Genomic DNA, 26,578 nt, shown 5'->3' on the forward strand with positions numbered 1-26,578 from the left:
AATTCTGACCCGCACGAATGGCGTAACGACTTGGGCGCTGTCTCAACGAGAGATCCGGTGAAATTTTAATACCTGTGAAGATGCAGGTTACCCGCGACAAGACGGAAAGACCCCATGGAGCTTTACTGCAGCTTGATATTGGACTTTGGTACGATCTGTACAGGATAGGTGGGAGCCTAGGAAGCCGGAGCGCCAGCTTCGGTGGAGGCACCGTTGGGATACCACCCTGATCGTATCGGAGTTCTAACCTGCCACCCTGAATCGGGTGGAGGGACCGTGTCAGGCGGGCAGTTTGACTGGGGCGGTCGCCTCCTAAAAAGTAACGGAGGCGCCCAAAGGTTCCCTCAGAATGGTTGGAAATCATTCGTAGCGTGCAAAGGCATAAGGGAGCTTGACTGCGAGACCTACAAGTCGAGCAGGGACGAAAGTCGGGCTTAGTGATCCGGTGGTACCGCATGGAAGGGCCATCGCTCAACGGATAAAAGCTACCCTGGGGATAACAGGCTTATCTCCCCCAAGAGTCCACATCGACGGGGAGGTTTGGCACCTCGATGTCGGCTCATCGCATCCTGGGGCTGAAGTAGGTCCCAAGGGTTGGGCTGTTCGCCCATTAAAGCGGTACGCGAGCTGGGTTCAGAACGTCGTGAGACAGTTCGGTCCCTATCTGTCGTGGGCGTAGGAAATTTGAGAGGAGCTGTCCTTAGTACGAGAGGACCGGGATGGACGTACCGCTGGTGTACCAGTTGTTCCGCCAGGAGCACCGCTGGGTAGCTATGTACGGACGGGATAAGCGCTGAAAGCATCTAAGCGCGAAGCCCCCCTCAAGATGAGATTTCCCAATTCAGTAAGACCCCTGGAAGACGACCAGGTTGATAGGTTCGGGGTGGAAGTGCAGTAATGCATGCAGCTGACGAATACTAATCGGTCGAGGGCTTATCCTACAAGCTTTCACGGAGTGAAAGACTGCTTCGGAAGCATATGCTTTAGATATAAGAGTTGCGCAAACTCGTATCCAGTTTTGAAGGTGTAACAAAACACCTGAAACGTTTGGTGGTAATGGCGAAGGGGAACCACGCGTACCCATCTCGAACACGACCGTTAAGCCCTTCAGCGCCGATGGTACTTGGACCGCAGGGTCCTGGAAGAGTAGGACGTCGCCAAGCACGAGGAACCGACCGCATTTGCGGTCGGCTTTTTGTTTTATCCTAAGCATAAATTCGTTCCCCCGGTATGACCCCTTCCAATAACTCCGTTTCCTATGGACCAATTTCATTCCATCCAGCTTTCCCCTTATATGGTGCTATCTCCTTCACAATTCGCATGACGGTTACGCTCATACTACTGTCAATGAATGCTGCGTACATGGGGGTGTTAATACATGCACAAATTTAGATCGTTAGGCAAAGCCATCCTAACAGGAGTTACGCTGCTCTCCATTGCCTTGGTCATGAATAGCTGCAGCTCCATCGAGCGGCGGTCAGAGGTGATTCTGCCGGAGTTGAAGGAACCGCCTCAAGTGAATCACAAGCCGGCTTCCATCTTGCAGCAGAAGCTGTCTATAAAAGCGAATACGGGCCGAAAACAAACCTTCGTGATCAAGCAGCGCAACGGCGAAGCCTTGCGTTCCCAGACCGCGCATCCCCCTCGCAAAGGAATACATACGCCGGTCAGAGGCATTTATGTATCGGGCTGGATTGCTGGCGATCGGAAACGTATGAGCCGCCTCATTCAGCTCGTTGACGAGACCGACCTGAACGCAATGGTCATCGATGTGAAAAATGATTATGGAAACTTAACCTACCGCTCATCGCTGCCGGAAGTGAAGGCGATTCAGGCTGACCGGAATCCATTAATAGGCGATATCCGCTCGCTGTTGTCTACACTGCGAGCGAAGCAAATCTATACCATCGGCAGAGTCGTGGTTTTTAAGGATCCGTTGTATGCGCAGCGTCTCCCGAGTGGCGCGCTGCAGAAAAAAACAGGTGGTGTGTGGATAGACCGAAAAGGGAAGTCATGGGTCGATCCTTATGTCAGGTCCGTTCAAGAATACAACATGAAGATAGCGGAAGAAGCTGCGCGCCTGGGCTTTGATGAAATTCAATTCGATTATGTCCGATTTCCCGATCACGGCCCTCGGCTTAACGAGGAAGTGCAATTCGGCCATGCTAATGGAGTGAGCAAAGCGGAGATCATTGGGGACTTCCTGCGCCAAGCACGTTCGCGTGTTCATGCTGCAGGCGCGCTTGTTTCGGCGGATGTATTCGGCCTTGTGACATCTGCCAAGGATGACATGGGAATCGGCCAAAGTTGGCAGGCCATATCGAGCACGGTTGATTTTATATCCCCGATGACTTATCCATCCCACTATTCAAACGGCATGTATGGGATCAGTCAACCGGACCTGCATCCGAGTAAAGTCATCCGTCAGGCCATGATCGATGCTAACCAGCGAAATGGTTACCTCCGTAAGAATGGCAAGCCTGCGGCGGAAATTCGACCCTGGCTGCAAAGCTTCACGGCGACATGGATCCATCCGCACCAGCACTATGGAATGAACGAAATTCGTCTGCAAATTCAAGCAGCCAAGGAGCAAGGTGTCAATCAATTCCTGCTCTGGAGCTCGAATTGTAAGTATGATTATCATTCATAATTTTTACATGGAAGCTCGTCTGCAGTTATCTTGACAGCCCCTAACCCCTCTGCTAAGATTGCTAATAATATACGCGAGAGACATCGATTTAGGGCGATTTTGGACAACCTGGTGTTGATTGAGTGAAACGTTAAGGAGGACATACTTGTGTGGGAAGATAAATTCGCCAAAGAGGGGTTAACCTTTGACGATGTACTGTTGGTACCCCGTAAATCGGAGGTACTGCCGCGGGAAGTCGATGTATCGGTTAAGCTTAGTGCTCAGGTGAAATTAAATATTCCGTTAATGAGTGCGGGAATGGATACAGTTACTGAGGCAGCCTTGGCAATTGCTATGGCCAGAGAAGGCGGCATCGGAATTATTCATAAGAATATGTCCATACAGCAGCAAGCGGAGGAAGTCGATCGCGTTAAACGGTCGGAGAGCGGCGTTATTACCAATCCGTTCTCGCTTAATCCGGAACATCACGTCTACCATGCGGAAGAACTAATGGGCAAATACCGGATCTCCGGCGTTCCGGTTGTAGATGAGAATCAGAAGCTGGTCGGGATTCTAACGAACCGCGACTTGCGTTTCGTCCATGACTACTCCATGAAAATCAGCGAAGTCATGACGCACCAGAACCTGGTTACCGCACCTGTAGGCACGACGCTGGCTGAGGCTGAGGTTCTGCTGCAGCAGCATAAGATCGAGAAGCTCCCGCTCGTGGATGAGAATAACATCCTCAAGGGTCTGATAACGATTAAAGATATTGAGAAAGCGATCCAGTTCCCGAACGCAGCGAAGGACGCTCAAGGCCGTCTGCTATGCGGGGCAGCAGTAGGGATAGCCAAGGACACGCCAGAGCGCGCTGAAGCGCTTGTGAAGGCCGGTGTCGATGTTCTCGTTATCGATACCGCCCATGGCCATCAACGCAATGTCATCGATATGGTGAAGAAGCTCCGCAGCGCCTTCCCTGAGTTGACGCTCGTTGCAGGCAATGTGGCGACTGGCGACGGCACTCGCGAATTGATCGAGGCTGGCGCATCCGTCATTAAAGTCGGTATGGGACCGGGCTCGATTTGCACCACGCGCGTTATTGCAGGGATCGGCGTACCGCAAATTACAGCCATTTATGATTGTGCCGACGTCGCGCGTCAATATAACATTCCTGTCATTGCCGACGGGGGAATTAAGTACTCCGGCGACGTAACGAAGGCTATCGCAGCAGGCGCGAGCGCCATTATGATCGGCAGCTTGTTCGCCGGAACGGAAGAAAGCCCGGGCGAACAAGAGATTTATCAAGGCCGCCGGTTTAAGGTTTATCGCGGTATGGGCTCCATCGGCGCAATGAAAGAAGGCAGCAAGGACCGTTATTTCCAGGAGAACGAGAATAAGCTCGTTCCGGAAGGAATCGAAGGCCGCGTGCCGTTCAAAGGGCCGTTAGCCGATACGGTTCATCAATTGATCGGCGGCTTGCGCTCCGGTATGGGGTATTGCGGCGCCCAAACAATCGATCAATTAAAGTATGATACGCAATTCATTCGCATCACGAATGCAGGTCTGCGCGAGAGCCATCCGCATGACGTGCAAATTACGAAAGAAGCGCCGAATTACTCGCTGTAATTGACGTCATCATGTTGAAGACAAGCAGGGAGATGGTGATTAGCCGCCATTCCCAGAGCTTGTCTTTTTTCATATAGGTTTCGTGTGATACAATAAACGATAGATTATCCCATGGGAGAAAAGGAGAGAAGACGTTGAAACGGAATCGAATACCGGTACGTCTGCTGCCGGTCATTTCCGCCATGCTTGCTGTATGGCTGCTCATGATGACAGTGGGTTCCACCGCTGTGCTGGCAGTAGGAGATAATGACGCAACCAAAGGTGCAGCTGCCAATCCGCTCGGAATTGATGCGAAAGCTGCCATTCTAATCGATGCTGCCACCGGACAGGTGCTCTATGAAATGAACGCGGATGAGGCACGCCCTCCGGCAAGTATGACGAAACTAATGACGGAATATATCGTTCTGGAAGAAATTAAGGCCGGGAGACAGAAGTGGGATACCGTTGTCACGGCTTCGAAGGCCGCTGCTTCCACCCCTCCCGACGGTTCGCAGATTTATTTGGCCGAAGGCGACCAACACCCTCTAAAGGACTTATACATTGCGATGGCAGTCGGATCTGCGAATGATGCAACCATTGCGTTAGCCGACCATATTTCCGGGACCGAGGAAGCATTCGTTAAGAAAATGAATGAAACGGCACAAAAGCTTGGTTTGAAGACCGCTCACTTTACAAGCGCAACCGGTCTGTTGGATACGACGGTCATCTCGGCCAGAGATCTGGCGAAGTTCTCCAAAATTTTGCTTGAGCAGCATAAAGAGTTTTTGGACTACTCCAAGATTTCTACTTATAAATTCCGCGAAAGAGACTCCAAGCCGATGGTTAACTGGAACTGGATGCTGGAGGCCCACAAGACGAATCCGGAAACGCCGAGCTTGCGGTCATTCTCTTATCCGGGAGTCGACGGGATGAAGACAGGCTATATCAGCGCTGCAGGCTACTGTTTTACGGGTACGGCTATGCGCGGCGATACGCGCTTGATCTCTGTCGTGATGGGTGCCAAAACGAAGGAATCCCGTTTCCGCGAGACGGCCAAGCTGTTCGATTACGGCTTCAACAATTTTGAGCGGAAGACCGTCATTGCATCGAAATCAGTGGTAGAAAACGCGAAGACGGTCAAAATAAAGAAGGGCGTTTCCACGGAAGTGCCGATTACGACGAAATCCGATATTACTTTCTTGGTGAAGAAATCCGTCGAGCCAAAGCTGGAGCAAACGAAGCTGGAACTGATGACGGAAGATCAGCTGGTCGCACCGATCGCGGTTGGTCAGAAGGTCGGGTCCGTAACGTACACTTACAAGGATCCGGATACGGGAAAAACGATCGATTCGACCGTTGAATTAATCGCCTCCGAGGAAGTCGAGAAAGCCAGCTGGTGGCGCCTGATGTTCCGGGCAATCAAAGACTTTTTTGTCGGATTGTTCAATGGGATCGTGAATTTGTTCTAACCTTCTTTAATACGACCAGATTAGTATGAAATGATGGTTGTCGATTCGGGCCGAATACTGTAAAATCAATGGTTAGAGCGTGTTCGGAAGCGTGAATAATAAGCAAAACTTACAGTACAGGAGGCTCTCTAGAATGGAAACAGGAACTTCTCGCGTTAAACGCGGTATGGCAGAAATGCAAAAAGGCGGCGTCATCATGGACGTCATGAACGCTGAACAAGCGAAAGTTGCGGAAGCAGCAGGCGCAACGGCGGTTATGGCTCTTGAGCGCGTGCCATCCGATATTCGTGCCGCTGGCGGCGTAGCCCGTATGGCTGACCCGACTGTGCTGGAAGAAGTCATGAAGGTTGTATCGATTCCGGTCATGGCCAAAGCTCGTATCGGACACTTTGTCGAAGCGAAGGTCCTTGAAGCGCTGGGTGCCGACTACATTGACGAGAGTGAAGTGCTGACGCCTGCCGATGAAGTGTTCCACATCGATAAGCGCGATTTCACGGTACCGTTCGTCTGCGGAGCGAAAGACCTTGGCGAAGCGCTGCGCCGTATTCAAGAAGGTGCGTCGATGATGCGTACGAAGGGCGAGCCGGGAACAGGCAATATCGTGGAGGCTGTTCGCCACATGCGTCTCATTATGGGCCAGCTCCGCAAAGTACAAGGCATGTCGAAGGACGAGCTGTATCACGAAGCGAAGAATCTTGGCGTGAACTACGATCTGCTGCTCGGCGTTCATGAGACGGGCAAATTGCCGGTCGTGAATTTCGCTGCAGGCGGCGTAGCAACACCATCCGATGCGGCACTGATGATGCACCTTGGCGCGGACGGCGTATTCGTTGGCTCCGGTATCTTCAAGTCCGACAATCCGGAGAAATTCGCCCGTGCTATTGTCGAAGCGACAACACATTACCAAGATTATAAGCTGATCGCGGAAGTGTCCAAGAATCTTGGCACGCCGATGAAAGGCATTGAAATTTCCAAGCTTGATCCATCCCAACGGATGCAGGATCGCGGCTGGTAAGCCGATGAGGAAGATCGGCGTATTAGCGCTTCAGGGCGCTGTTGCAGAACATATGCGCAGTATTGCGGCTGCCGGCGGGGAGCCGGTAGCCGTTAAGCTTACGGAACAGTTGGATGAGCTGGATGGATTGATCATTCCAGGCGGCGAGAGCACGACGATCGGGAAGCTGATGCGCAAGTATGGCTTCATGGAGGCGATCCGCGAATTCTCGGCGCAGGGCAAGCCGTTGTTCGGGACTTGCGCAGGGCTGATCGTGCTGGCGAAGCGCATCGAGGGTCAGGAAGAAGCGCATCTCGAGCTTATGGACATCACGGTTGCGCGCAATGCGTTCGGCCGTCAGCGCGAGAGCTTCGAGACGGATCTCCCCGTTAAAGGGATCGAAGATCCGATTCGTGCGGTCTTCATCCGCGCTCCGCTCATCAAAGAGGTATCGCCGGAGGTGGATGTGCTCTCGGTGTATAACGGCGAGATCGTTACGGCACGCCAGGGCCATCTGCTCGTATCCTCCTACCATCCGGAATTGACCGATGACTACCGGCTCCATGCTTATTTTCTAAACATGGCTGAAGAGGCGGCGAATCGGAAAAAGGCATAAGACTGCGTTGTACGCAGTCTTTTTGCCGTATTAGGTCATGAAGTCTATCGCATTAAGAGAGGGGTTCATTGTTCGTGTTAGATGTGAAATTGCTGCGAAATGAGTTCGGCAAGGTCGAACAAGCGCTTACTAACCGTGGAAAATCGCTTGATATAATCGCAGGCTTTCCTGCGCTTGACGCAAAACGTCTTGAGCTGCTGCAGGAGAGCGAGCTGCTGAAGAGCCGCCGCAATACGGTATCGCAAGAAGTGGCAAAGCTGAAGAAGAGCGGCGGAGATGCAGAAGCGCTCATCGTCGAGATGCGTGAGGTAGGCGACCGCATCAAGGAGCTGGATGAAGAGCTTCGCAATGCTGAAGCGGAGATCGAGGAGCTGACGCTCTCCATTCCGAATATTCCTCATGACAGCGTCCCCGTGGGTGCTTCGGAAGAGGATAATGTCGAGATTCGCCGTGTAGGCGATGTACCTGCCTTCGCGTTCGAGCCGAAAGCGCACTGGGACCTAGCCCAGCAGCTCGGCATTCTCGATTTTGAAGCAGCAGGGAAGGTAACGGGTTCCCGTTTCGTCTTCTACCGCGGTCTTGGAGCCCGGCTGGAGCGTGCGCTGATCAGCTTCATGATGGATCTGCACAGCGACGAGCATGGCTATGAAGAGATGCTGCCGCCTTATATCGTAAACCGCGACAGCCTAATCGGTACAGGACAGCTGCCGAAGTTCGAAGAGGATCTGTTCAAGCTGAACGGGACCGATTATTATCTGATCCCAACGGCGGAGGTGCCGGTAACGAACGTGCATCGCGAGGAAATATTGAACGCGGAAGAGCTTCCGAAATACTTCGTCGCATACAGCGCTTGTTTCCGCTCGGAAGCAGGTGCGGCTGGCCGGGATACGCGCGGACTGATCCGTCAGCATCAATTCAATAAGGTCGAGCTTGTGAAGCTGTGTAAGCCTGAGGAGTCGTACGCGGAGCTTGAGTCGCTGACACAGAACGCCGAGAAGGTGCTTCAATTGTTAGGATTGCCATACCGCGTCCTGACGCTGTGCACCGGAGATATGGGCTTCACCTCCGCGAAGACGTATGATCTTGAAGTGTGGCTGCCAAGCGGCGGCACCTACCGTGAAATCTCCTCGTGCTCCAACTTTGAAGACTTCCAGGCACGCCGCGCCGGGATCCGGTTCCGCCGGGAGGCGAAGAGCAAGCCGGAGTTCGTTCATACCTTGAACGGCTCGGGTCTGGCGGTTGGGCGGACGGTTGCAGCCATCATGGAGAATTATCAGCAAGAGGATGGCACCATTGTGATCCCTGAGGTATTGCGTCCCTATATGAACGGCTTGGAAGCGATTCGTCCTAAGGACTAGTCGCCGCTGTAAAGTGAACGTAAACCAACCACAGGTCAAAATATAGTTGCATGAATGTTTTGACCTGTGGTACAATATTTCTTGTCCCCTTGTTAGAGGTCCGGACACGAAACCGAATATACATGGAGAGGTACCGAAGCGGTCATAACGGGGCGGTCTTGAAAACCGTTAGGGTGCAAGCCCACGTGGGTTCGAATCCCACCCTCTCCGCCATAATTTATAACCGACAGCCTGCATGCCATATGCAGGCTTTTTTATTTTGTGCTTTCACCGTCCCCCAAGTACATAAAATAGCGCCGGAAGCCGCATATTATCGGCATGGAGGTGGTAAGCGATGAACAAACAGGATGGATTGCGTATCGGCCAACAGCAGCTAGCCGAAGCTTGGCAGCGGACGCTGCCGGATACGATTAATGAAACGGATAGCGCAATCGTCAAGCCGGATGAAGCGAATGAACAAGCACTTCGAATCACTATAGAGGCTGCTGGCCATCAGATGTATAGCTTTGATTTCCGAGTGGAATATGTGGACAGCCGCGAGGTGCGGGTGGAACTGGTCGACGTGGAGAGAGACGGCCGCTCCGTTGATGAGCGAACCGAAATTATTCAACAATTAATTCAAGACTATACACGGCATATCCATGAATGCGCACAGACGCTCCACGCGGTTACGAAAACATAGGAGACCGGTTTGTGAATGGAAAGGACGGTTAGAACCAATATGACGAAGCCAAAAGGTGCTATTGATAAAAATTTAAGCAATGTGATCAAAGAACTGGAGGAAAATCCGGTGAACAGCCATCAAGCGCAGCAATTTCAGCAGGATTCGAACGATCGCCGTCATCAGGACATGCTTAACCATGATGAACCGACCGATTTGTCGCATCCGCGCAGCTAAAAGGGAGGATTCCGTATGAGTAAACCAAGAGCCGTTCCCGTACCGGACGGAGAGAACCACGAAGCAGGTAAGAAGACCCATGCAGGTCCGCAGGAGCCGCTATCGGGCTCCAAGAAAGTAAAGAATCAGAACCATACCCGTCATAATAACGGTGAGGGATAATAGCCGAGTTATGACAAGATAAAGCACGAAGACAAAGGGATTCCTTACATTCCAAATTATGTTTTGGAAATGAAAGGACTCCTTTTTTCATGCTTTAACAAATCTTAAGCTTCAAATTTCCCTATTCATCGTATAAAATGTATAGATGTTATGAAAATAAGGAAGGGGATTTACAGAAATGAAAGTATGGAAAGCCGGACTTGTTGTGGTACTCGCAGCAATTCTGACCGTTGTTACAGCTTGCAGCTCGGGGAAACCGCCGAAAGAGGCTGTCGTATCGGCAATGTCGAAAATGAGCGAATTAAAATCGTATACGGTTGAGGGGTCATTTGGATTTGACGATGTCGTCATTCCGGAAGGTATTGCAGGCGATTCTGCAGAAGCAGCCGGCGTAGCGGCAGTTGCAAATATGTTGAAGGGCTCTACGGTCAAGATCAAAGGTACGTATCAAGCCGAACCGATGCGTACGGACATGACAATGGACCTGGTCATGGGTGCCGATGGTTCGAGCTTCAATCTATCTATTCCGATGATTGTGACGCAAGATAAGATGTGGGTGAAGATTCCGTCGATTCCGGGCGTTCCATTGCCAGAAGAGATCTCCGGCAAATTCATCGAGCTCGATATGAAGAAGCTTGCCGAGCAAGCCGGTCAAGACGCCGCGCTGCCGGATGTGGCTGTGACGCAGAAGATGGGTCAAGATATGGCTAAGGTTCTGCTCGACAACTTCGATGAGAAGACATATTTCAGCGAGCCAAAGGCGGAAGAGGTTAAAGACTTCCCGGCTGATCTGAAGCAAGATCAGATCGTCCGTTTTGCGGTTACGCAGCAAAACTTCGACCAAGCCATCACGACAATCGTCGACAAAGTAGCTCCGCAAATTCTCGATCTGTTGATGAAGAACGAAGAGTACTTGAAAGCTCTGCAATTGACAAAGGCTGATCTGGAAGAAGCGAAGAAGCAGCTGGATTCGACAGCGGACAGCGAGATCAAGAAGGGTATTGAAGAAATCAAGAAGAGCCTGAAGGTGAACGAGCTTAGCCTGACAGGGGCGATTAAGGACGATTACCTGACTTATCAAGACGTCCGCGCCAACCTTGAAATGACGGAAGAAGCACAAACGATGAAATTTGCTATGCATCTGTTGATGAAATATGATAACTTGAACAAAGACGTGAAGTTCGAGAACGAGCTTCCGAAAGACGCCGTTTCATTCGAAGAGCTGATGACGATGTTCGGCGGCGAACTGTAAGATTCTTGCCATTATTGTGGATTTCATGAATCCTACGAATTCATATCCAAGAAGAGCGCTCTCCTGCGGGAGGGCGCTCTTTCTGTATGTTTGTTGAAAAGGTGGAAAGGAGTCTAACCGGGTAGAGATAGCATAGCTATCCGGCAATCATTCTGATCGGAAGGCCCGGTCAGTCAATGCTTGGTCTTGCGCGGGGCTGCAGTTCCGCCTTCAAATCGCTCGAACTTCGTAAAGAGACAAGAGTTGCCATAAGGGACACGGGTATGGATGATATCGATAAGCAGGGAGACGGTCTTCGCCGTTTCCGCCGTGGAAGCATATAACGTCGTTAGCTGAGGAACGCTTACTCTTGCGAGCTCGTTCAAGCCGGAGCCGATCAGGCTGATGCTCTGAGGAACAGCCGTGCCGGTCTCCTTCAGCCGCTGCAGGACGCCGAACTGGATGACCGTATTGGCACAGAAGGCAGCCGTATAGTCGACCTGCAGAATCTCGGCCCTTTTGCAAAGCTCATAACCGTTCTCTTCGTTGCTGATCTGGATGAGCGATTTATCAACCGGCAAACCATTATCCTCCAGTGCCTGGCAGTAGCCTTCCATGCCCAGGCGATGCGTGTAATAGTCCAAGCTTCCCATGAATAACGCGATACGCGTGTGGCCGATAGAAATTAAATAGCTCGTTGCGTCATAGGCCAGCCTTCGATCATCGTTGGCGGCGAAATTCACGTTGTCGATGATGTCGGGCAAGGGAAGGCCCTCTATGATATAGGGTGCCTGCGATTGACGAAACATGTCGATGAGCGTCTTGTCCACATCGCCCGAAACGATGAAGCCTTCGATCTCCTGATTGTCCAGCAGCCGCTGCAGTTTATTGAGCGAGTCTTCCGCAGACGTAATGTTCATAAAGACAAGCCCGTAGTTCAGCTGGCTTGCCTCCTCCTCCATAACTTTCAAATTCCCCATATAACGCGGGTCATTAGATTCGCGATTATATAACACATAACACAGCTTGGGGCTAACCTCAACATCGCGGTAACCGAGCTCTTTGGCCGCCTGCAGGATTCGGGTTCTCGTCTCGGCGGAGATCGTGCTGCTCGGCGTGTTATTTAATACGAGAGATACGGCCGTGCGCGAAATGCCAAGATATTCTGCAATTTCTTTCTTCGTAACCATCGGGTGGGCTCCTTCATAAATCCATTTAGACAAATGAGATAACGATAGTTATATTCTAAGAGTTGAGGGAGAGATCGTCAATCCATAAAGTGGAATGAACCGGGGTTGAATACAGAAAAAGGGGATGAACACGCGGTTTCTCTCCCTCTTTTTCACACAGATCTGCTTCTTGGCTCATAACAAAACGCAATTATGGAAAAAATTGTTGACAGCTCTCATAACGCGAGTTATATTCTTACATGATTAGTCATTACTATATCTGGAAGGGGGATGAGCTCGATGCGCCGAATCACCGCGGTACTCATAGGAGCTGGTGCAAGAGGGAGGTTTGTTTATGGTCAGTATGCGAACAATCATCCGGATCAGATGCAAATCGTCGCTGTTGCGGATCCTGATCAAGAACGCAGGCAGCATGCGGTGAAGGAGCATGGCATTAGGGAATCGTACCGTTTCGATAGCTGGGAACAAGCCCTGTTCAAGCCAAAATTTGCCGATGTCGCGGTCATTTCGACACAAGACAGGATGCATTTTCAGCCAGCTTTGAAAGCGCTATCTCAAGGTTATCACGTATTGTTGGAAAAGCCAATGTCCCCTTATAAGGACGAGGTGCTGCAATTGGCCGAGGCTGCCAAGAAGCATGACAGGCTGTTAACGGTCTGCCATGTGCTGCGATATACACCCTTCTGGTCGAAGGTGAAAGAGCTTCTGGCTGACCGTGCCATTGGAGATATCGTCTCGATTCAGTTGAACGAGAACGTCGGTTATTTTCACATGGCCCACAGCTTCGTCCGGGGGAATTGGCGGAGAACGGACGAAACCAGTCCCATGATCCTGCAGAAATCCTGCCACGACATGGATATCATTGCGTGGTTAATGGATCAGCCCTGCCTTCGCGTCAGCTCTTACGGTTCATTGCTGCATTTTCGCCCGGAGCGGGCGCCGGCCGGATCGACGGAGCGGTGCACCGGCGGTTGTCCGGTCGAGCGGGAATGTCCGTATTCCGCAATCAAGATTTATTCCGAGGACGAGACGCATGAGTGGTCCAGATTTATAACGCATGATTTGTCGCCTGACGGAATTAATAACGCGCTTCACGAAGGCCCGTTCGGCCGCTGTGTATACCGCTGCGACAATGACGTTGTCGATCATCAGGTTGTGAACATGGAGTTCGGGAATGGGGCGACGGCGTCATTCACGATGTCGGGCTTCACGCATGATTGCTCCAGAACGGTTCAAATCATGGGGACGTTCGGCGAAATAAGAGGCCGCATGGAGGACGAGGAAATTACGCTCTACCCCTTCGGCAAGCAGCCCGTGTCTATTCCCGTCCATGTCCATACAAGGGGTCATGGGGGCGGCGACGAGCTTCTGGTCCAGTCCTTTCTGGAGCAAGTAAGAGCAGGCAGGTCTGCAGACGGGCTAACTTCCGCCCAAGCCTCCGTCCAAAGCCATCTGATGGCTTTCGCAGCGGAACAATCGAGGCTTGAAGGAGGCGGCTCCATAGAGCTAAGCAGCATGATACCTCAGATGACATAAATCGTTGTTGGAAGATGCAAGAGTGATGACCATATACGATATCGGGGGATATGAATATGAAAAAATCGATGACTTTGTTAATGGCCGTGATCATGGTCGTTACCCTGCTGGCCGGATGCTCGGGAGGCAATAAGGCCGGTAATGACGGGAAGGGCGGTAATGCCGGCAATAACGGGAATACCGCTGACCAAGGAAACAAGAGCGGCAATAAGAATGCGGGTGCGAATGCCGGTACGGAAGGCAAGACGAATAACGCCGCGAAGGATGAGGTCTATCCGGAGAACGGCTTATCGAAGAGCGAGAAGGTTACGCTGAAGGTCGGGTTCTGGGAAAACGGCGGCGGGCGCTCCTGGATGGATACGGCCGTGAAGAAGTTTACGGAGAAGTATCCGAACGTCTCCTTCGACATCACCTCGACACCGACGCTGGAAACGATCCTTGAGCCGATGATTGCCGCAGGCGATGACGAGGAAATGTTCGACCTGTTCTTCCCGAGATTCACGGCGGCCGGCCAGGGAGAGAAATTAATCGAAGCGGGCAAGATCGAGCCGCAGGACGATCTGTGGGACCGTGTCCTGCCGGACGAAACCGACAAGACGCTCCGGTCCGTCATTTCCGATGACATGTTCGAAGCGGTTAAGTTCAAAGGAATGACAAGCCGGGTACCGGTAGGCGGCTATACAGCCGGGCTGTTCTTCGACCAGAACCTGTTCGACAAGCATGGCTGGAACAAGAATCCGAGCACATGGGATGAATTTGTTGCCCTGCTGGGCGACATTAAATCGAAGGATATAATCCCCATTACGTTCCCGGGTGTGTACGCAGGCTATCTGACAAACTATACGTTCGATCTTCTGCCGTTTGGCTTGGCCCAGGGAGAGGGCAAATTCGATGCCTATCTCGATAATTTCCGCAATTATAACGGCCCGCAGTTAACGACGGATTACAGTAAGGAAGAGTGGAACCGTCTATACGATCTAGGCAAGAAGGGATATTTCCCGCAAGGGGTTGCAGCGCTTAACCATACCCAGTCCCAAATGCAGGTGCTGCAGCACAAGGCTGCGCTCGTGTCTACGGGCGATTGGGTCGGCAATGAGATGAAGAATAGCACGCCGGAAGGCTTCAAGTGGGGCTTTATGGCCATTCCTGCTACGAATGACAAGAATCAAACGATATTCATCAACTCCGGCGTAACCGATATCGGATTCAGCATATGGAAGAACAAGCCGGAGAATGTGAAGAAGTGGGCGAAGGAATTCATCCTAAGCCTGTACAGCTTTGAAATCCAGGAGATTCTTGCATCCGAAGCGGGAGCCTTCCCTGCCCGCCTTGATTTCGGCGACGATCCGGCGCGCATTGCCAAGCTTCAGCCGGCTCCTGCGGCAGTCATGGAGTATGCGACGAAGCACGATGTGAAGTATATTTCCTTCCGCCGTAATTTCAGCTTGATGAGTCCGGAATCCGCCCAATCGTCGAAGCTCGTATCGGAAATGATTACGGCGGTAGCGTCTGGGAAGAAAGATCCGCTGCCGGTGTTGGAGGAAGCCGAGAAGCTGCTTCAGAAGAGCGTCGAGAAGGATCGGCCGAAGTGATCGTGCCAAGCGGTTCGTGCTCCGTATAAGTTAAAGCGATCGGAACCGAAGGGGGATCCGCTTCCCCCTTCGGTCATTCAGCTAGCAGGGAGGCAGCGATAGTGGCGGCAGAAGCGAAGCAAGTCGCGGCAAGCATACGCAAACGGGCGGTTTCGGACAAAATAAAACGGCAAAAGCTGATCTTCCTCGTTCTTGCCATCGTACCCTCGTTTGGCGGATATCTATTATTTACGCTATACCCCAATTTATTGTCGATCTATTATTCCTTGTTGAATTGGGACGGCTTAAGCGAGCCGGAGTTCGTCGGGTTCAGCAACTATAAGTTCATGATAAGCGATCAATTCGTATGGCGGGCGCTGTATCACAATTTGCTTTATATGATCGTCGTGCCGTTTGCCATCCTTTTTATATCGCTCCTGCTGGCCTATTTGCTGAATAATAAGCCATACAGAGAGAACGGATTCTACAAGGTTCTCTATTTCTTTACGAATATTCTCTCGACTGTCGTCGTCGCGTTGCTATGGTCGTTTATATTCGACGGCAGCTTCGGGTTGTTGAATGGCATCTTGGAATTAGTGGGCATACCGGCAGAAGGGTTCTATTGGCTGGGCGATACCCGAACGGCGCTGTGGGCGTTAGTCGTTCCGATGGTGTGGAGCGGAGTCGGACTCTATACGGTCATCTTCATGAATGCGATCAGCGGGATTCCGAAATCGATCTATGAGGCTGCGGTTATCGAGGGCGCCCGTCCGATGCAAATCCTGTTCAAAGTGACGATTCCGTTAATACGAGGGGTCATCCGGGTCTGCGCCTTGTTCGTCGTGCTGGGCACGATAAAGGGCTTCGAGATGATTATGGTCATGACGAACGGCGGGCCGGAGGGCTCGACCGATGTGATCGGGCTTTACATGTTCAATATGGCCTTCGGCAAGGATTATCACAATTATGGGTACGCCTCCGCAATCGGCATGGTTCTATTCCTGATTCTCGTTGCGGCTAAACTCATCCTCGATAAATATTACCCGGACGAAGGAGTCGAATTCTGATTGTCCCAAATCATTGCGAAGAAGGTGGCCATAATCGAAAGGCGTCGTTCCGTGATGGACCTCATATGGCGGGTACTGCTTTTTCTATGGGGACTGTCCATTATTTTTCCGGTGGTATGGATCCTAGTCCAGTCGCTAAGATCGAATGCGGATTTCTTCCAAAATATTTGGGGGGTTCCGACTCAATTCCAGTGGCGCAATTATTATGAAGCCTGGACGGGCTACAATATTGGCAAATCGATGCTCAACACGCTGTATTACGTGGGGGTAGGGCTGGTGTTGGGCACATTCCTGACGGCGCTTAATGCGTATGCGTTAACGCGGATCACGTTCAGAGGCAGGAAGCTGATCTGGTCGATTATCATGCTGTCGTTATTCCTGCCGGGCATCAATGCGCTCATCCCGCAGTACATCCTTATGAAAACGCTTCATCTGACCAACAACCTGACCGGGCTCATCGTGCTGGACAGCTTCGGAGAGAACGTCTTCTTCCTGATGCTGCTCGGCGGGTTCATGTCCTCGCTGCCGAAGGATCTGGAGGAAAGCGGTTATGTGGACGGGGCGACGCTGTTCCAGGTGTTCTGGCGAATTATCGTCCCTCTCTCGACCCCCGGCATCGTCACGGTAGCCATCTTCAAATTTCTCGGGCTGTACAACAACTTTCTGGGGCCGTTTATTTATCTGAGCGATCCCGCGAAATATACGATCGGCGTCAATATGTACCAAGCCAATATGAGAATGAGCTATACGGCCGATTGGGTGACCATGTTTGCTGGCGTCATGATTGTCATGGTGCCATCAATCATCATCTATATCTTGTTTCAACGGCGGATTATGGAGGGGGCGACGCTTGGGGCGACGAAGGGCTAATTGCAGCAGGGACGGACATGGGAAGACGATAATCGAATGAGGAGAGGGTACCGATGGCAAGGTTGTCTGCTCGGTTTAAGAGCGGGATGATATGGATATTGATGGTCTGCCTGATCATCCCCTACATGGCCGGAGGAGAGGCGGCGAAGGCCGAAGCTGCTGCTCCGGAGAATTGGATTATAAATCCCGGATTCGAAAATGTAAGCGATGGAAGGCCGGTCGGCTGGGGGCATTCAGCCGGTCAATGGGGCGTTGACTTCGGCATAAGCACGGAGCAGGCCCGTACTGGAACGTACAGTGCGTTCATCAATCATTCGACAGGCGACGGGCTGCCCAATATAATCGCGCTGGAGAAGCTGTCGATTCAAGATTCGGAGGAGTATGTGTTCTCGGCTTGGCTGAAGGTAGAAGACAAGTCGATGACCGGAACGCCGATGCTCAACATGGATTTCTACGGCGATGAGATTAACGAAGTGACAGGCGATACATGGATCGGCTCCAAGAACCAGCCTTTGGCAAAAGGGGAGATCACGGGCGATTGGCAGCAGCTCACCTATCGATTCACTCCGCTGCCGGGCTCGAACAAGGTCGTCATTTACTTGATGGTAGCCGGGGGAACAGGCAAAGTTTATTTTGACGACGCCTCCTTCCTGCCTGCTGCCGCCGAGCCGGAGCCGGAATTGGGGCCTTATCAGATCTGGACGGGTCCAAATACGGTGAATATGACCCGGACGGCGAAGCCGCTCGCATCGACGGATCTGAAGCTGGATATGGCGAAGCGCGAATACCAGAGCGGGCAAGTGTTTGTCACCGCACAGGATGGAAGGGCGGAAATCACAAGTGCCTTTATATCGGATTTAACTTCCGGGGAAGCCGTTATCCCGAGCAGCAGCGTGCAAATTTTAGTCCAGCATTATGTGAAAATCGACAAGAACTCCAACGGCGCCTATCAACCGGGCGAATACCCGGATGCACTGATTCCGCTTGATGCGTTTATGTCGGTGCATGGCAAGGTAAACGTCAAGCAAGGGCAGAACCAGTCGATCTGGTTCACCGTCAAGACGGAAGAGACGACGCCGGCCGGGATTTATCAAGGGACGATTACATTAACCGTCAACGGGGAAACGAAAGCCGTTCCCGTTGAAGTAAGGGTAAGAGACTTTGCGATTCCGGAAGAAAACCACGCTGAAACCGCATTTGCGATTTGGGGAGGCGATATGCTGCTTGCAGGCCACCCCGGAATTGCCAACAACTCGGATGCGTACTGGGAGCTCATGCGGAATTATTACGAATTCATGCTCGACTACCATGTTACGCCTACTGCGCTGCCAATCCCCACCGACGATTACGTCCAATACGTCAAGGATGCAGAACCTTATATTAACGATCCGCGAGTATCCGCCTATAACCTGCCCTATACGATTGGAGACTTGGATGACCCGGTCAACGGCAGAGCGGCCATGCTGATCAAGGATCTGAAGGCGAAAGGGCTGCTCGACAAGGCGTATTATTATTTGGGCGGCGAGATCGATGAACCGACTCCGGCCATGTTTCCGAAGGTGATCGAGCGGAGTGAGCAGATCAAAGCGATCGAACCGACGCTGCGGCATCTGGTTACGACAGGCATTAACCCCGAATTGAGTGCGGCGGTGAACACGTTCACTCCGTTATTCAATGAGTTTAATACCGAAAGCTATTTGCATGCGGCCCATGAGCATCAGGCGAATGGCGGCCATATCTGGTGGTACGGGTGCGTCGCGCCCAAGAACCCTTATCCGACGTATCATATCGACGACGATATTATCGGAGCCCGGCTCGTGCCTTGGATGCAGCGTTCGTACGGCATTGAAGGGAATCTGTACTGGTCGGTCAATATTTTCAAGAAATATGACGGCACCAAATATATCGACCGCGATATATGGAATGATTCGTTTGCTTTCCCAGGGGCGAATGGCGACGGATATCTGCTGTATCCGGGTACGAAATACGGCATCAACGGGCCAATCGCCACACTGCGCTTGCAGACGATCCGGGACGGCAACCAAGATTACGAATATTTATGGCTGCTAGAACAAAAGATCAATCAGGCAGCCGAGAACCTGAATGTCAATGTGACAGTGAACGATATCTTGAAGCCTTACTACGATCGGCTGTTCACGGATGTCAAAACCTTCACGAAAGATGTTAATGTGCTACAGTCGGTACGCAGCGAAGTGGCTGATATGATCGAGCAGCTGGATCAAGATCCGAAGGCGCTCATCCTTCTTAGCAATCATGCCACCGATGCGTCGAAGCGTGATATCACGATTTATGCTGCCAAAGGCACGGAGGTTTCCGTCGACGGTCAAGCGGTTGCCGCAGAGACCATTACGGATAATGAGACGGCTGATCAGTACAAGACTGCCGTTAGCGTCGTTCCGGGCACGAACGAAATTACAGTCGTACTGAAGAAGGATGGCCGGGAGCTGACCGTGAAGAAGCAGGTGGTCGTCAAGTCGCGGGCGATCGAGCCGATTATGAAGAAGACCGTGATCAACAATTTCAGCGATGAGCAATCATTAGCGGGAATCGTGAAGGAATACAGGGTTACGATCGAAGGGACATCCGACGATCATGCTCCGGGCGGCGGCAAGTCGCTGAAAGTTAAGATTCCATATCTGGAAGGCGAGGCTTATCCAGGCATCCGTCTGCCGGTTGCCGCAGGGTTGAAGGATTTCTCTGAAGCGGATTCGTTAGAGCTCGATGTATATAATGATTCGAGCCAGACGATGAATCTGTTCGCGAAATTTTTCGATGCGCAGGGCAAGCCTTCCGATCACAAAATCGGAACGCTTCTGCCGGGAGCCAATCATCTGGCGCTGCCGCTTGCACAGCTTGGCCAGATCGACAAGAAGAATATAGCCTCGATTCTGTTCTGGACGTTATCAGGTTCGTCCGAGGTCACGTTCTATTTCAGCGATGTTCACCTTATGGGCGTCGATAAAGAGGCGATGAAGACCTTCCAGATCCGCTATACCCCTATCGTTCCGGATTTGTCCGGCAGACTGGACGGCGCCGTCTGGAAGCTGGATAAACAGCTGGCTTATACAACCGGGAATACGGAAATTAACGCCGCCTACGATCTCAAATACAACGATACTTATTTATATATTGGTGTCGATGTGACCGACAATGAAGTCGTGAACGGGAATGCTGCAGACCCGTGGGACGATGATTCAGTGGAGGTCTATCTGGATGGCATCGGGGCAAAGGGAGTCTATAACGAGCATACGGTCAGGTATGTGTTCCGGTATGATGACGACCAAGTCCATGCTTATGGGCTGCTCAATCAGCAGACCGGCGGTATTCTGCATCAGTCCGACCGTACGGCTGACGGCTACGCCATGAAAATCGCGATACCTTGGCGCGTAATCGGGACCAGCCCATCTAATGGCGACGTCATCAGCTTTACGATGCATGTGAATGATGCCGGCCATGGCAAGAGGAGCTTGACGCAGGATATTTCGGCCGACGCCACGTCCTCGGAGCATTGGGCGGACAGAGTGTTCGTCAATGAAAAAGTAACCTACGCTATGGACAGCATTGCGGATGATCGGGTTGTCATCAACGGCAAGCCGGATGAATCGTTCTGGAATTTGGACTACAATCTCGGACAGCAGACTTTTGGATTCACGGTTGATAAGCAAAATGCGGCAAAGCTGGGCCTCCGTTGGAGTCCGAGTCATCTATACGCTGCGTTCGATGTGACGGACAGCCTGGTGCACGCGCCGAAAGTAAAGCCGGTCTGGGAAGAGACTAGCGTGGAGCTGTTCATTGACGGGAAATTTATTCAAGGACCTCGCGACGCGTTCTCGCCGCAGTATACCATTCGCTTCGGAGACGATACGGTCTATCTGAATGGCGCCGCCAAGGACGATAAACAAGGGATTGTTCACCAGACCGTTAAGACGGATAAAGGTTATCAGGTCGAGATGGCCATCCCTTGGGAGGCGATCGGCATTACGGCCGAAGAGGGACAATGGATGGGCATTGCTTCCCATGTCAACTTTTATCAGGAGTCAGGCGGGGCCGTATTGGGATTAACGGAGAACGGGATCAGCGACGTGTCGAATACGGCTAATTATCTGGCCTTCCAGCTGCGGAGCAGCATGCCGGAACCGGTGCCTGTGGCTGCTATTGCGGTAACGGGGGCGGGTAATGCCGGCACGATCGCCCAGAAGAACGGGACGCTGCAGATGGAGGCAGCCGTAACGCCTGCGAATGCGGATGTGAAAACCGTGTCGTGGGCGGTGTTCAGCGAGGACGGCCGTTCCGCGACGGATCTGGCGGTGATTACGCCTGCCGGTCTGCTCGGCGCAAAGAAGAACGGCAAGGTAAGGGTTGTAGCGACCGCGCAGGACGGTTCGGGCGTCCAAGGGTATGCGATCATTACGATCGGCGGGCAGACGACAGATCCGGGAACTTATTATCCGGGGACGGTCACAGGGACGGTAACGGGACCAACCGAAGAGAAGAATACGGAAGCAGCTGTCCGTATTGAGAACGGCACCGCGATCGTGACAATGGAAGCAGACCGGACGACGGTTTCTATCCCTATTGCCAAGCTGCTGGGGAATCCGGTCCGAGTGGAAGCAGGCGGAGCGGTGATTACGATTGATCCGGCGGTATGGAAGGACTTGATCGCACAGTCTGACAGCGAGAAGGCCGTTATCCGCCTATCCATTGTTCCGGTGGACGATTCGGAAGTGAATCCATCTGCGGGTGCAGGAGCGGGACGTCTGCAGCTGGCCAGTCAGGCGTACGATATTCATATGGTGTTAAAGACGGCCGATGGCAAGGAAATCCCGCTCAGTCAGGCGGCAGGCGGGGTTAAGCTCGAGCTGCCCTATCGCTCGAATGGTGCCGATGAAGGCTTATTGGGCATCTATCATTATAATGAAGCGACCCAACGGTGGGAGTACGTGGGCGGCAAGGTCAATGCCAAGGACGGCTTGGTCGAGGTGCGGCTGGATCATCTGAGCCGGTATGCCGTGCTCTCCTACAGCAAGCGGTTTGCCGACGTGCCGAGCGGCCACTGGGCCTATCGCACGCTTCAGCTCTTATCGGCCAAACATATTGTGACCGGCGTTACGGATGAAGAATTTAAACCAGGAAACCGGACGACGCGGGCGGAATTCGTCACGCTGCTGGTTCGGGCCTTGAATTTGACAGAGCAGGGCGGAGAACTGCCGTTCACGGATGTACCGGAAAACGCATGGTATAAAGATCAGCTGAGCGCAGCGTACAGCGCGGGACTCATCCAAGGGATTAACGAACATACGTTCCATCCGGAAGGTTCGATAACCCGGGAGGAAATGGCTGTTTTGCTCGTCAGGGCTTATGAATCGCTGATTGAAGGGAAGGAACGATCTGCCGGCGATCAGGCTGCGGTCTATGCGGATCAAAACCAAATCTCGCCTTGGGCGGAGGAGTCGATTCATAAGGCAGCCATCCAGGGTCTGATGATCGGTCAAGCGGGTGAGAGGTTCGCGCCCAACGACAATGCAACAAGAGCGGAATGCGCGAAGGCTGTCTATAATTTGATGAAAGCCGCCGGGCTGCTCTAATCATGATGCGGCAGGGCTCTGGATCCATTCCAGAGCCCTTGTTTTTTACCGTCAGCAACAGCAGGGGATGTGGGCGAAGCGGATAAATTGAAAAAAATGTTCGTTTAACGCAGGAATTGGATCGAACGGTTTCGAATACTGTTAATGGGCACCGGTTCTCGCAGCTGATAATCGACGCATCAGAGTTGTATTCCGTCAGAGGGAGAGCGTTGGCTTGTTGAACGGGGCAGGATCCATGTTGGCGGTTGTGTTGACAAGGTGAATGGAGGGATAACAATGTCAATCTTACGGTTTGTCGTCGCAGGTACCGGTTGGGTAGCCGGTGAGTATTTGAAAGCGATTCAAGCCCGGAAGGATGCGGAGGTTTACGGTGTGGTCAGCCAAAGTGCGGAGCGCGCCCGGCAGCGGCTCGCGGAATTGTCGATCGATGCGCGTGTGTTCGAGCGTTATGAGGATGCGGTACAGGACCCTAATGTCGATGCGGTCGTCCTATGCTCGACGCCAGAGCTCCGCCCCGAGCAGACGGTTCTGGCTGCCCGTCACGACAAGCATATCGTGCTGGAGAAGCCGCTTGCGATGAATCGTACGGCTCTGCTGGAGATGGCCGATGCTATCGAGTCCGCGGCAATCAAGACAGTAGCCGGATTCGTGCTTCGCTGGAATCCGTCATTCCGGAGCACGAAGGCTCTCATAGAGGATGATGCGATCGGCCGCGTGTTTATGGCTCAGATTGACTATTGGCATCATGTCGGTCCGCAATATCCCCAATACCGCTGGAGCAAGAGCAAGGCGCTCGGCGGCAGCAGCATGCTGTCGGCCGGCTGCCATGCCGTAGACGCCGTCCGATATTTTGCCGGCGATATTGAAGAGGTAACCGCTTATGGCTGCCGGACGTGGGCGGATAGCGACTATGAGTTCGACGCCAATGCGATTGCCATTTTCAAATTGAAGAGCGGCGGCATTGGCAAGGTATCCTCATCCTTGGAATGCAAAACACCTTACAAGTTCAATGTACACCTGTTGGGCGAGAAGGGTGCTATTCTGAATAACCAGCTGTTCAGCCATAAGCTGCCGGGCCAAGTTGACTACGCGACGATTCCGACCATCCTGCCGGACAGCGGGGATGTGTCGCACCATCCATTTGCCGACGAGATCGACGACTTCATCAACTCGATCCGCAGCAACACGAAGACACGCTGCGATTTCATGGATGCTCTGCAATCCATGGAGGTTTGCTTCGCGATTGACGAGTCGATCGCCAGCGGCCGCAGCGTCCAAGTACCCGATTGGCGCAGCCAAGTCGGGGCAAACTAACCGTTTATTATAAACAGGCTTTTTACGCCGTGTATCCAGGTCGTAAAAAGCCTTCTTTTATATCCGTTCAAGCCGATTGCCAAGCCTTATTGGGGCTTGTTCATCTGGCGGTATGCGGATGGCGTGAAGCCGGTATGGTCACGGAACAATCGGGAGAAATAGAACAGCGTCATGCCCACCTTCTCCGCGACATCGGAGACGGTCATCGGTGTTGCCGACAGCCAGTGCTTCGCACGCTCTACGCGCATGGCATTCAAATATTGGACGGGCGTACGGCCGGTGAACTGCTTGAACACCTGAATGAAGTAGTTGGGGTGATAATGAACCAGCCCGGCCAGTTCTTCGATCGTCATATGCTCGGAGAGCCGCTGCTCCATATAACGCAATACCGTATACATCTTGTCGACAATCGTGGAGGAACGATTGAATGTGACATCTTCGGCTTGCTCGACAAAGCTGGCCATCATTTCCATCATAACGGCATTCATGCGGAATCCGGCGGACAGCTGATGGCTGTCCATCGCTTCAATTAAAGTCTGGAACAGGGATACCCAATGGTTCCAGGCCGCAGGGTCCTTGATGGTAAGCAAGTTTGGCGTATCCATCACGTCAAACAGGCGAAGATCGCCGACTGTCGCGGTGAAATGGCACCAGTACTTGCTGTAAGTATGGTCGCTGATCGTGGAGTAGCTTTGCCGGACGCCGGCCGGCATGAAGACAAGCTGGCCTTTGACCGGATGCAGCTCGGTATCCTCAATGCGAACCATTCCCTCTCCCTCTTCGATGAGATAGAAACGGTTGAAATCCGGAACGAAATCAAGACCGCGCCAGGATCTCGACACTTTCGTATATTCGGCCGTCCAAACCTGAAATCGCGTAGCATTTATGAATTCTTTCCACAAACGTCGTTTGTCATCCATCATCAAATGCGCCGATCTCCCTTATGTTGGATTCTTCGTTCTATGGTGATAAATGCACTACCATTATATAACGTGATGTCTGCTTAACGCGAGACGAGTTTACGAGGATGAAATCAGGAGAACCAATATATAAAAATCTATAATTATATCAAAGATGGAAAAGTAAAGTCTGTCGAAATTTGTCGTATAAAAAAGAGAATTCAAACGGATGAAATGTCGTTTACAATCCATCCCGTTTCCTTGATAATTAATGAAATAGAAATTTATGCAAATATTTCATTCTTATGGTTCAGGTATGAAATACGGAGAAGCCCTCCATGAGGTAGTGTATCTGCAAGAGTGCGTGGTGCAAGCGGGAGGAGGATCGGGAGCCGCAATTGACGAGAGCCGCTACTCTTGACGCTGCAATCACGATCGAATTTGAACGTAAAAAAAAACCCGTTCACAGGAAGGGGTTTTAATCGATATGTGGCGCGCCCGATACGATTCGAACGTACGACCTGCAGTTTAGGAAACTGTCGCTCTATCCTGCTGAGCTACGGGCGCGTGGCAAGGATAATAATAGCATGAAGCCTGAAGCGGTGCAAGCGCCATAAGGCCAGATTAACAGTCGTCATGTTGCATTCCCCGAAGGGAAGAATGATGAATGGCTCATGTCATCTGACATCGTCAACAACTGTCATAATACGATAATGGAGGTGGAATGTAGAAATTTGTCGAAAATTTACTTGCAAAATTCGGGTTCTTATCGACAAGATTTTACAAAAATCTCTGCCCGTAAAGCGTATAATGGAATTGTTACCGATTGTAACATTCGATGCGATAGGAGCGATTCCCGAGGCGTCATGAAAGACAAAACTAAACTACTCGACGAGCTGCATGCGCTTCGCTTAAAACTGCTGGAAACCGCGGAAGCGCGGGGCAGCCTGACCGACCCGGAAGTGCTTGCTATTAGCGAAGCGGCCGATCAACTGATTGTTTCCTTGCAGCAGCTACAGAAAGAAGAGCTGAATCGGATCCGATCAGCAGATCAGTATCCTTCTCCGTCATAACGCAACACAATTTATGTGCGCCCTCTAAGCTTACGAAAGAAGTTTGTAAGAAGAGCGGCGCATTCTTCTTGTAAGACACCGCTCACCAGCTCTGTTTCATGATTGAAGCGGGGCTCTTGAAGCAGGTTCATTAACGTGCCCGCGCAGCCGGCCTTCGGGTCCGTCGTACCATAAACCACTTTATGCATGCGGCCTTGTACTAGCGCGCCTGCGCACATCGGACATGGCTCGAGCGTTACGTACAATGTGCAATCGAGAAGACGCCATGCTCCAAGCCGGTTACTGGCTTCGCGTATCGCGATCATCTCGGCATGTGCTGTCGGATCAAGCGTCGTCTCGCGCAGGTTATACCCTCTCCCGATGATTTCCCCGTCCTTCACGATGATGGCGCCAATCGGAACTTCCCCGATCGCTTCGGCTTTCATCGCTTCCGCCATGGCTTCCCGCATCCAAGCTTCATCTTCCTCACGATAGTAATTCATATTCCAGA

Annotated in this window: 20 protein-coding genes, 2 tRNA genes and 2 rRNA genes (1 of these 24 only partly in view); 20 read left to right on the top strand and 4 right to left on the bottom strand. The window is 52.1% G+C overall.

Translation table 11 applies throughout. From position 1 onward, the window contains the following. From L1F29_RS00410 to L1F29_RS00470, 13 genes are all read left to right on the top strand, one after another. Nucleotides 1–941, top strand: a 23S ribosomal RNA gene (locus tag L1F29_RS00410); it begins 1,991 nt to the left of the window's first position. 105 nt (nt 942–1,046) lie between these two features. Next, nucleotides 1,047–1,163: ribosomal RNA gene (gene rrf / locus L1F29_RS00415) — 5S ribosomal RNA — on the top strand. Between the two features lie 215 nt (nt 1,164–1,378). Further along, entirely contained in the window at nt 1,379–2,650 is a 1,272-nt protein-coding gene (locus tag L1F29_RS00420) for a putative glycoside hydrolase (protein ID WP_258386459.1), read from the top strand. 147 nt (nt 2,651–2,797) lie between these two features. Further along, nucleotides 2,798–4,255 (top strand): IMP dehydrogenase, encoded by a 1,458-nt coding sequence (gene guaB, locus L1F29_RS00425; protein ID WP_258386460.1) that lies wholly within the window; start codon nt 2,798–2,800, stop codon nt 4,253–4,255. A gap of 134 nt (nt 4,256–4,389) precedes the next feature. Next, nucleotides 4,390–5,703, top strand: coding sequence for a D-alanyl-D-alanine carboxypeptidase family protein (locus tag L1F29_RS00430; protein ID WP_258386461.1), 1,314 nt, complete (start codon nt 4,390–4,392; stop codon nt 5,701–5,703). A gap of 133 nt (nt 5,704–5,836) precedes the next feature. Beyond that, complete coding sequence (pdxS, locus tag L1F29_RS00435; RefSeq protein WP_258386462.1) at nt 5,837–6,718, top strand: pyridoxal 5'-phosphate synthase lyase subunit PdxS; 882 nt, start codon at nt 5,837–5,839, stop codon at nt 6,716–6,718. 4 nt (nt 6,719–6,722) lie between these two features. Next, on the top strand, nt 6,723–7,313 hold the full coding sequence (gene pdxT / locus L1F29_RS00440) for a pyridoxal 5'-phosphate synthase glutaminase subunit PdxT (RefSeq protein ID WP_258386463.1): 591 nt from the start codon (nt 6,723–6,725) through the stop codon (nt 7,311–7,313). 74 nt (nt 7,314–7,387) lie between these two features. Beyond that, nucleotides 7,388–8,671 (top strand): serine--tRNA ligase, encoded by a 1,284-nt coding sequence (serS, locus tag L1F29_RS00445; protein ID WP_258386464.1) that lies wholly within the window; start codon nt 7,388–7,390, stop codon nt 8,669–8,671. 124 nt (nt 8,672–8,795) lie between these two features. Next, nucleotides 8,796–8,884: transfer RNA gene (locus L1F29_RS00450), tRNA-Ser, on the top strand. A gap of 121 nt (nt 8,885–9,005) precedes the next feature. Beyond that, a complete protein-coding gene (locus tag L1F29_RS00455) occupies nt 9,006–9,353 on the top strand; it encodes a hypothetical protein (protein WP_258386465.1) in 348 nt (115 codons plus the stop codon). Between the two features lie 15 nt (nt 9,354–9,368). After that, nucleotides 9,369–9,569, top strand: a complete 201-nt coding sequence (locus L1F29_RS00460) for a hypothetical protein (RefSeq protein WP_258389907.1) — start codon at nt 9,369–9,371, stop codon at nt 9,567–9,569. A 15-nt stretch (nt 9,570–9,584) separates the two neighbouring features. After that, nucleotides 9,585–9,731, top strand: coding sequence for a small acid-soluble spore protein P (locus tag L1F29_RS00465; protein ID WP_258386466.1), 147 nt, complete (start codon nt 9,585–9,587; stop codon nt 9,729–9,731). A 178-nt stretch (nt 9,732–9,909) separates the two neighbouring features. Next, nucleotides 9,910–10,983, top strand: coding sequence for a hypothetical protein (locus tag L1F29_RS00470; protein ID WP_258386467.1), 1,074 nt, complete (start codon nt 9,910–9,912; stop codon nt 10,981–10,983). A 173-nt stretch (nt 10,984–11,156) separates the two neighbouring features. On the opposite strand, the gene L1F29_RS00475 is transcribed toward L1F29_RS00470, so the two are convergent. Further along, nucleotides 11,157–12,152: a LacI family DNA-binding transcriptional regulator gene (locus L1F29_RS00475; RefSeq protein ID WP_258386468.1), complete on the bottom strand. Its 996-nt coding sequence runs from the start codon at nt 12,150–12,152 to the stop codon at nt 11,157–11,159. Between the two features lie 279 nt (nt 12,153–12,431). Between L1F29_RS00475 and L1F29_RS00480 the strand changes: the two genes are divergently transcribed. From L1F29_RS00480 to L1F29_RS00505, 6 genes are all read left to right on the top strand, one after another. Continuing rightward, complete coding sequence (locus tag L1F29_RS00480; protein WP_258386469.1) at nt 12,432–13,688, top strand: Gfo/Idh/MocA family protein; 1,257 nt, start codon at nt 12,432–12,434, stop codon at nt 13,686–13,688. A gap of 56 nt (nt 13,689–13,744) precedes the next feature. Next, complete coding sequence (locus L1F29_RS00485; RefSeq protein WP_258386470.1) at nt 13,745–15,280, top strand: ABC transporter substrate-binding protein; 1,536 nt, start codon at nt 13,745–13,747, stop codon at nt 15,278–15,280. A gap of 101 nt (nt 15,281–15,381) precedes the next feature. Further along, nucleotides 15,382–16,326 (top strand): carbohydrate ABC transporter permease, encoded by a 945-nt coding sequence (locus L1F29_RS00490; RefSeq protein WP_258386471.1) that lies wholly within the window; start codon nt 15,382–15,384, stop codon nt 16,324–16,326. Then, nucleotides 16,327–17,196 carry a carbohydrate ABC transporter permease gene (locus L1F29_RS00495; RefSeq protein ID WP_258386472.1) on the top strand — a complete coding sequence of 290 codons (870 nt, stop codon included), beginning with the start codon at nt 16,327–16,329 and terminating at the stop codon, nt 17,194–17,196. A gap of 53 nt (nt 17,197–17,249) precedes the next feature. Continuing rightward, nucleotides 17,250–22,802 carry a sugar-binding protein gene (locus tag L1F29_RS00500; RefSeq protein ID WP_258386473.1) on the top strand — a complete coding sequence of 1,851 codons (5,553 nt, stop codon included), beginning with the start codon at nt 17,250–17,252 and terminating at the stop codon, nt 22,800–22,802. Nucleotides 22,803–23,078: 276 nt separating this feature from the next. Beyond that, nucleotides 23,079–24,116 carry a Gfo/Idh/MocA family protein gene (locus L1F29_RS00505; RefSeq protein ID WP_258386474.1) on the top strand — a complete coding sequence of 346 codons (1,038 nt, stop codon included), beginning with the start codon at nt 23,079–23,081 and terminating at the stop codon, nt 24,114–24,116. Between the two features lie 86 nt (nt 24,117–24,202). Here the strand turns inward: L1F29_RS00505 and L1F29_RS00510 are convergent, their stop codons facing one another. Together L1F29_RS00510 and L1F29_RS00515 are read right to left on the bottom strand one after the other, a co-directional pair. Beyond that, the gene (locus tag L1F29_RS00510; RefSeq protein WP_258389560.1) at nt 24,203–25,039 is read right to left on the bottom strand and encodes an AraC family transcriptional regulator; all 837 of its coding nucleotides are present in this window, start codon (nt 25,037–25,039) and stop codon (nt 24,203–24,205) included. A gap of 466 nt (nt 25,040–25,505) precedes the next feature. Next, nucleotides 25,506–25,582 (bottom strand) — tRNA-Arg (locus L1F29_RS00515). 299 nt (nt 25,583–25,881) lie between these two features. Here L1F29_RS00515 and L1F29_RS00520 point away from each other — a divergent pair. Next, nucleotides 25,882–26,088, top strand: coding sequence for an aspartyl-phosphate phosphatase Spo0E family protein (locus tag L1F29_RS00520; RefSeq protein WP_258386475.1), 207 nt, complete (start codon nt 25,882–25,884; stop codon nt 26,086–26,088). A gap of 11 nt (nt 26,089–26,099) precedes the next feature. On the opposite strand, the gene tadA is transcribed toward L1F29_RS00520, so the two are convergent. Beyond that, entirely contained in the window at nt 26,100–26,570 is a 471-nt protein-coding gene (tadA, locus tag L1F29_RS00525; RefSeq protein WP_309252367.1) for a tRNA adenosine(34) deaminase TadA, read from the bottom strand. Nucleotides 26,571–26,578 lie beyond the last annotated feature (8 nt).

Source organism: Paenibacillus spongiae (assembly GCF_024734895.1).
GTDB lineage: Bacteria > Bacillota > Bacilli > Paenibacillales > Paenibacillaceae > Paenibacillus_Z > Paenibacillus_Z spongiae.

What these genes read in the sequence shown, in the direction of transcription:
- L1F29_RS00420 (WP_258386459.1), top strand. Translation starts at nt 1,379, where the DNA reads ATGCACAAATTTAGATCGTTAGGCAAAGCCATCCTAACAGGAGTTACG.
- pdxS (WP_258386462.1), top strand. Translation starts at nt 5,837, where the DNA reads ATGGAAACAGGAACTTCTCGCGTTAAACGCGGTATGGCAGAAATGCAA.
- pdxT (WP_258386463.1), top strand. Translation starts at nt 6,723, where the DNA reads ATGAGGAAGATCGGCGTATTAGCGCTTCAGGGCGCTGTTGCAGAACAT.
- L1F29_RS00455 (WP_258386465.1), top strand. Translation starts at nt 9,006, where the DNA reads ATGAACAAACAGGATGGATTGCGTATCGGCCAACAGCAGCTAGCCGAA.
- L1F29_RS00460 (WP_258389907.1), top strand. Translation starts at nt 9,369, where the DNA reads ATGGAAAGGACGGTTAGAACCAATATGACGAAGCCAAAAGGTGCTATT.
- L1F29_RS00465 (WP_258386466.1), top strand. Translation starts at nt 9,585, where the DNA reads ATGAGTAAACCAAGAGCCGTTCCCGTACCGGACGGAGAGAACCACGAA.
- L1F29_RS00470 (WP_258386467.1), top strand. Translation starts at nt 9,910, where the DNA reads ATGAAAGTATGGAAAGCCGGACTTGTTGTGGTACTCGCAGCAATTCTG.
- L1F29_RS00475 (WP_258386468.1), bottom strand. Translation starts at nt 12,152, where the DNA reads ATGGTTACGAAGAAAGAAATTGCAGAATATCTTGGCATTTCGCGCACG.
- L1F29_RS00480 (WP_258386469.1), top strand. Translation starts at nt 12,432, where the DNA reads ATGCGCCGAATCACCGCGGTACTCATAGGAGCTGGTGCAAGAGGGAGG.
- L1F29_RS00485 (WP_258386470.1), top strand. Translation starts at nt 13,745, where the DNA reads ATGAAAAAATCGATGACTTTGTTAATGGCCGTGATCATGGTCGTTACC.
- L1F29_RS00500 (WP_258386473.1), top strand. Translation starts at nt 17,250, where the DNA reads ATGGCAAGGTTGTCTGCTCGGTTTAAGAGCGGGATGATATGGATATTG.
- L1F29_RS00505 (WP_258386474.1), top strand. Translation starts at nt 23,079, where the DNA reads ATGTCAATCTTACGGTTTGTCGTCGCAGGTACCGGTTGGGTAGCCGGT.
- L1F29_RS00510 (WP_258389560.1), bottom strand. Translation starts at nt 25,039, where the DNA reads ATGATGGATGACAAACGACGTTTGTGGAAAGAATTCATAAATGCTACG.
- L1F29_RS00520 (WP_258386475.1), top strand. Translation starts at nt 25,882, where the DNA reads ATGAAAGACAAAACTAAACTACTCGACGAGCTGCATGCGCTTCGCTTA.
- tadA (WP_309252367.1), bottom strand. Translation starts at nt 26,570, where the DNA reads ATGAATTACTATCGTGAGGAAGATGAAGCTTGGATGCGGGAAGCCATG.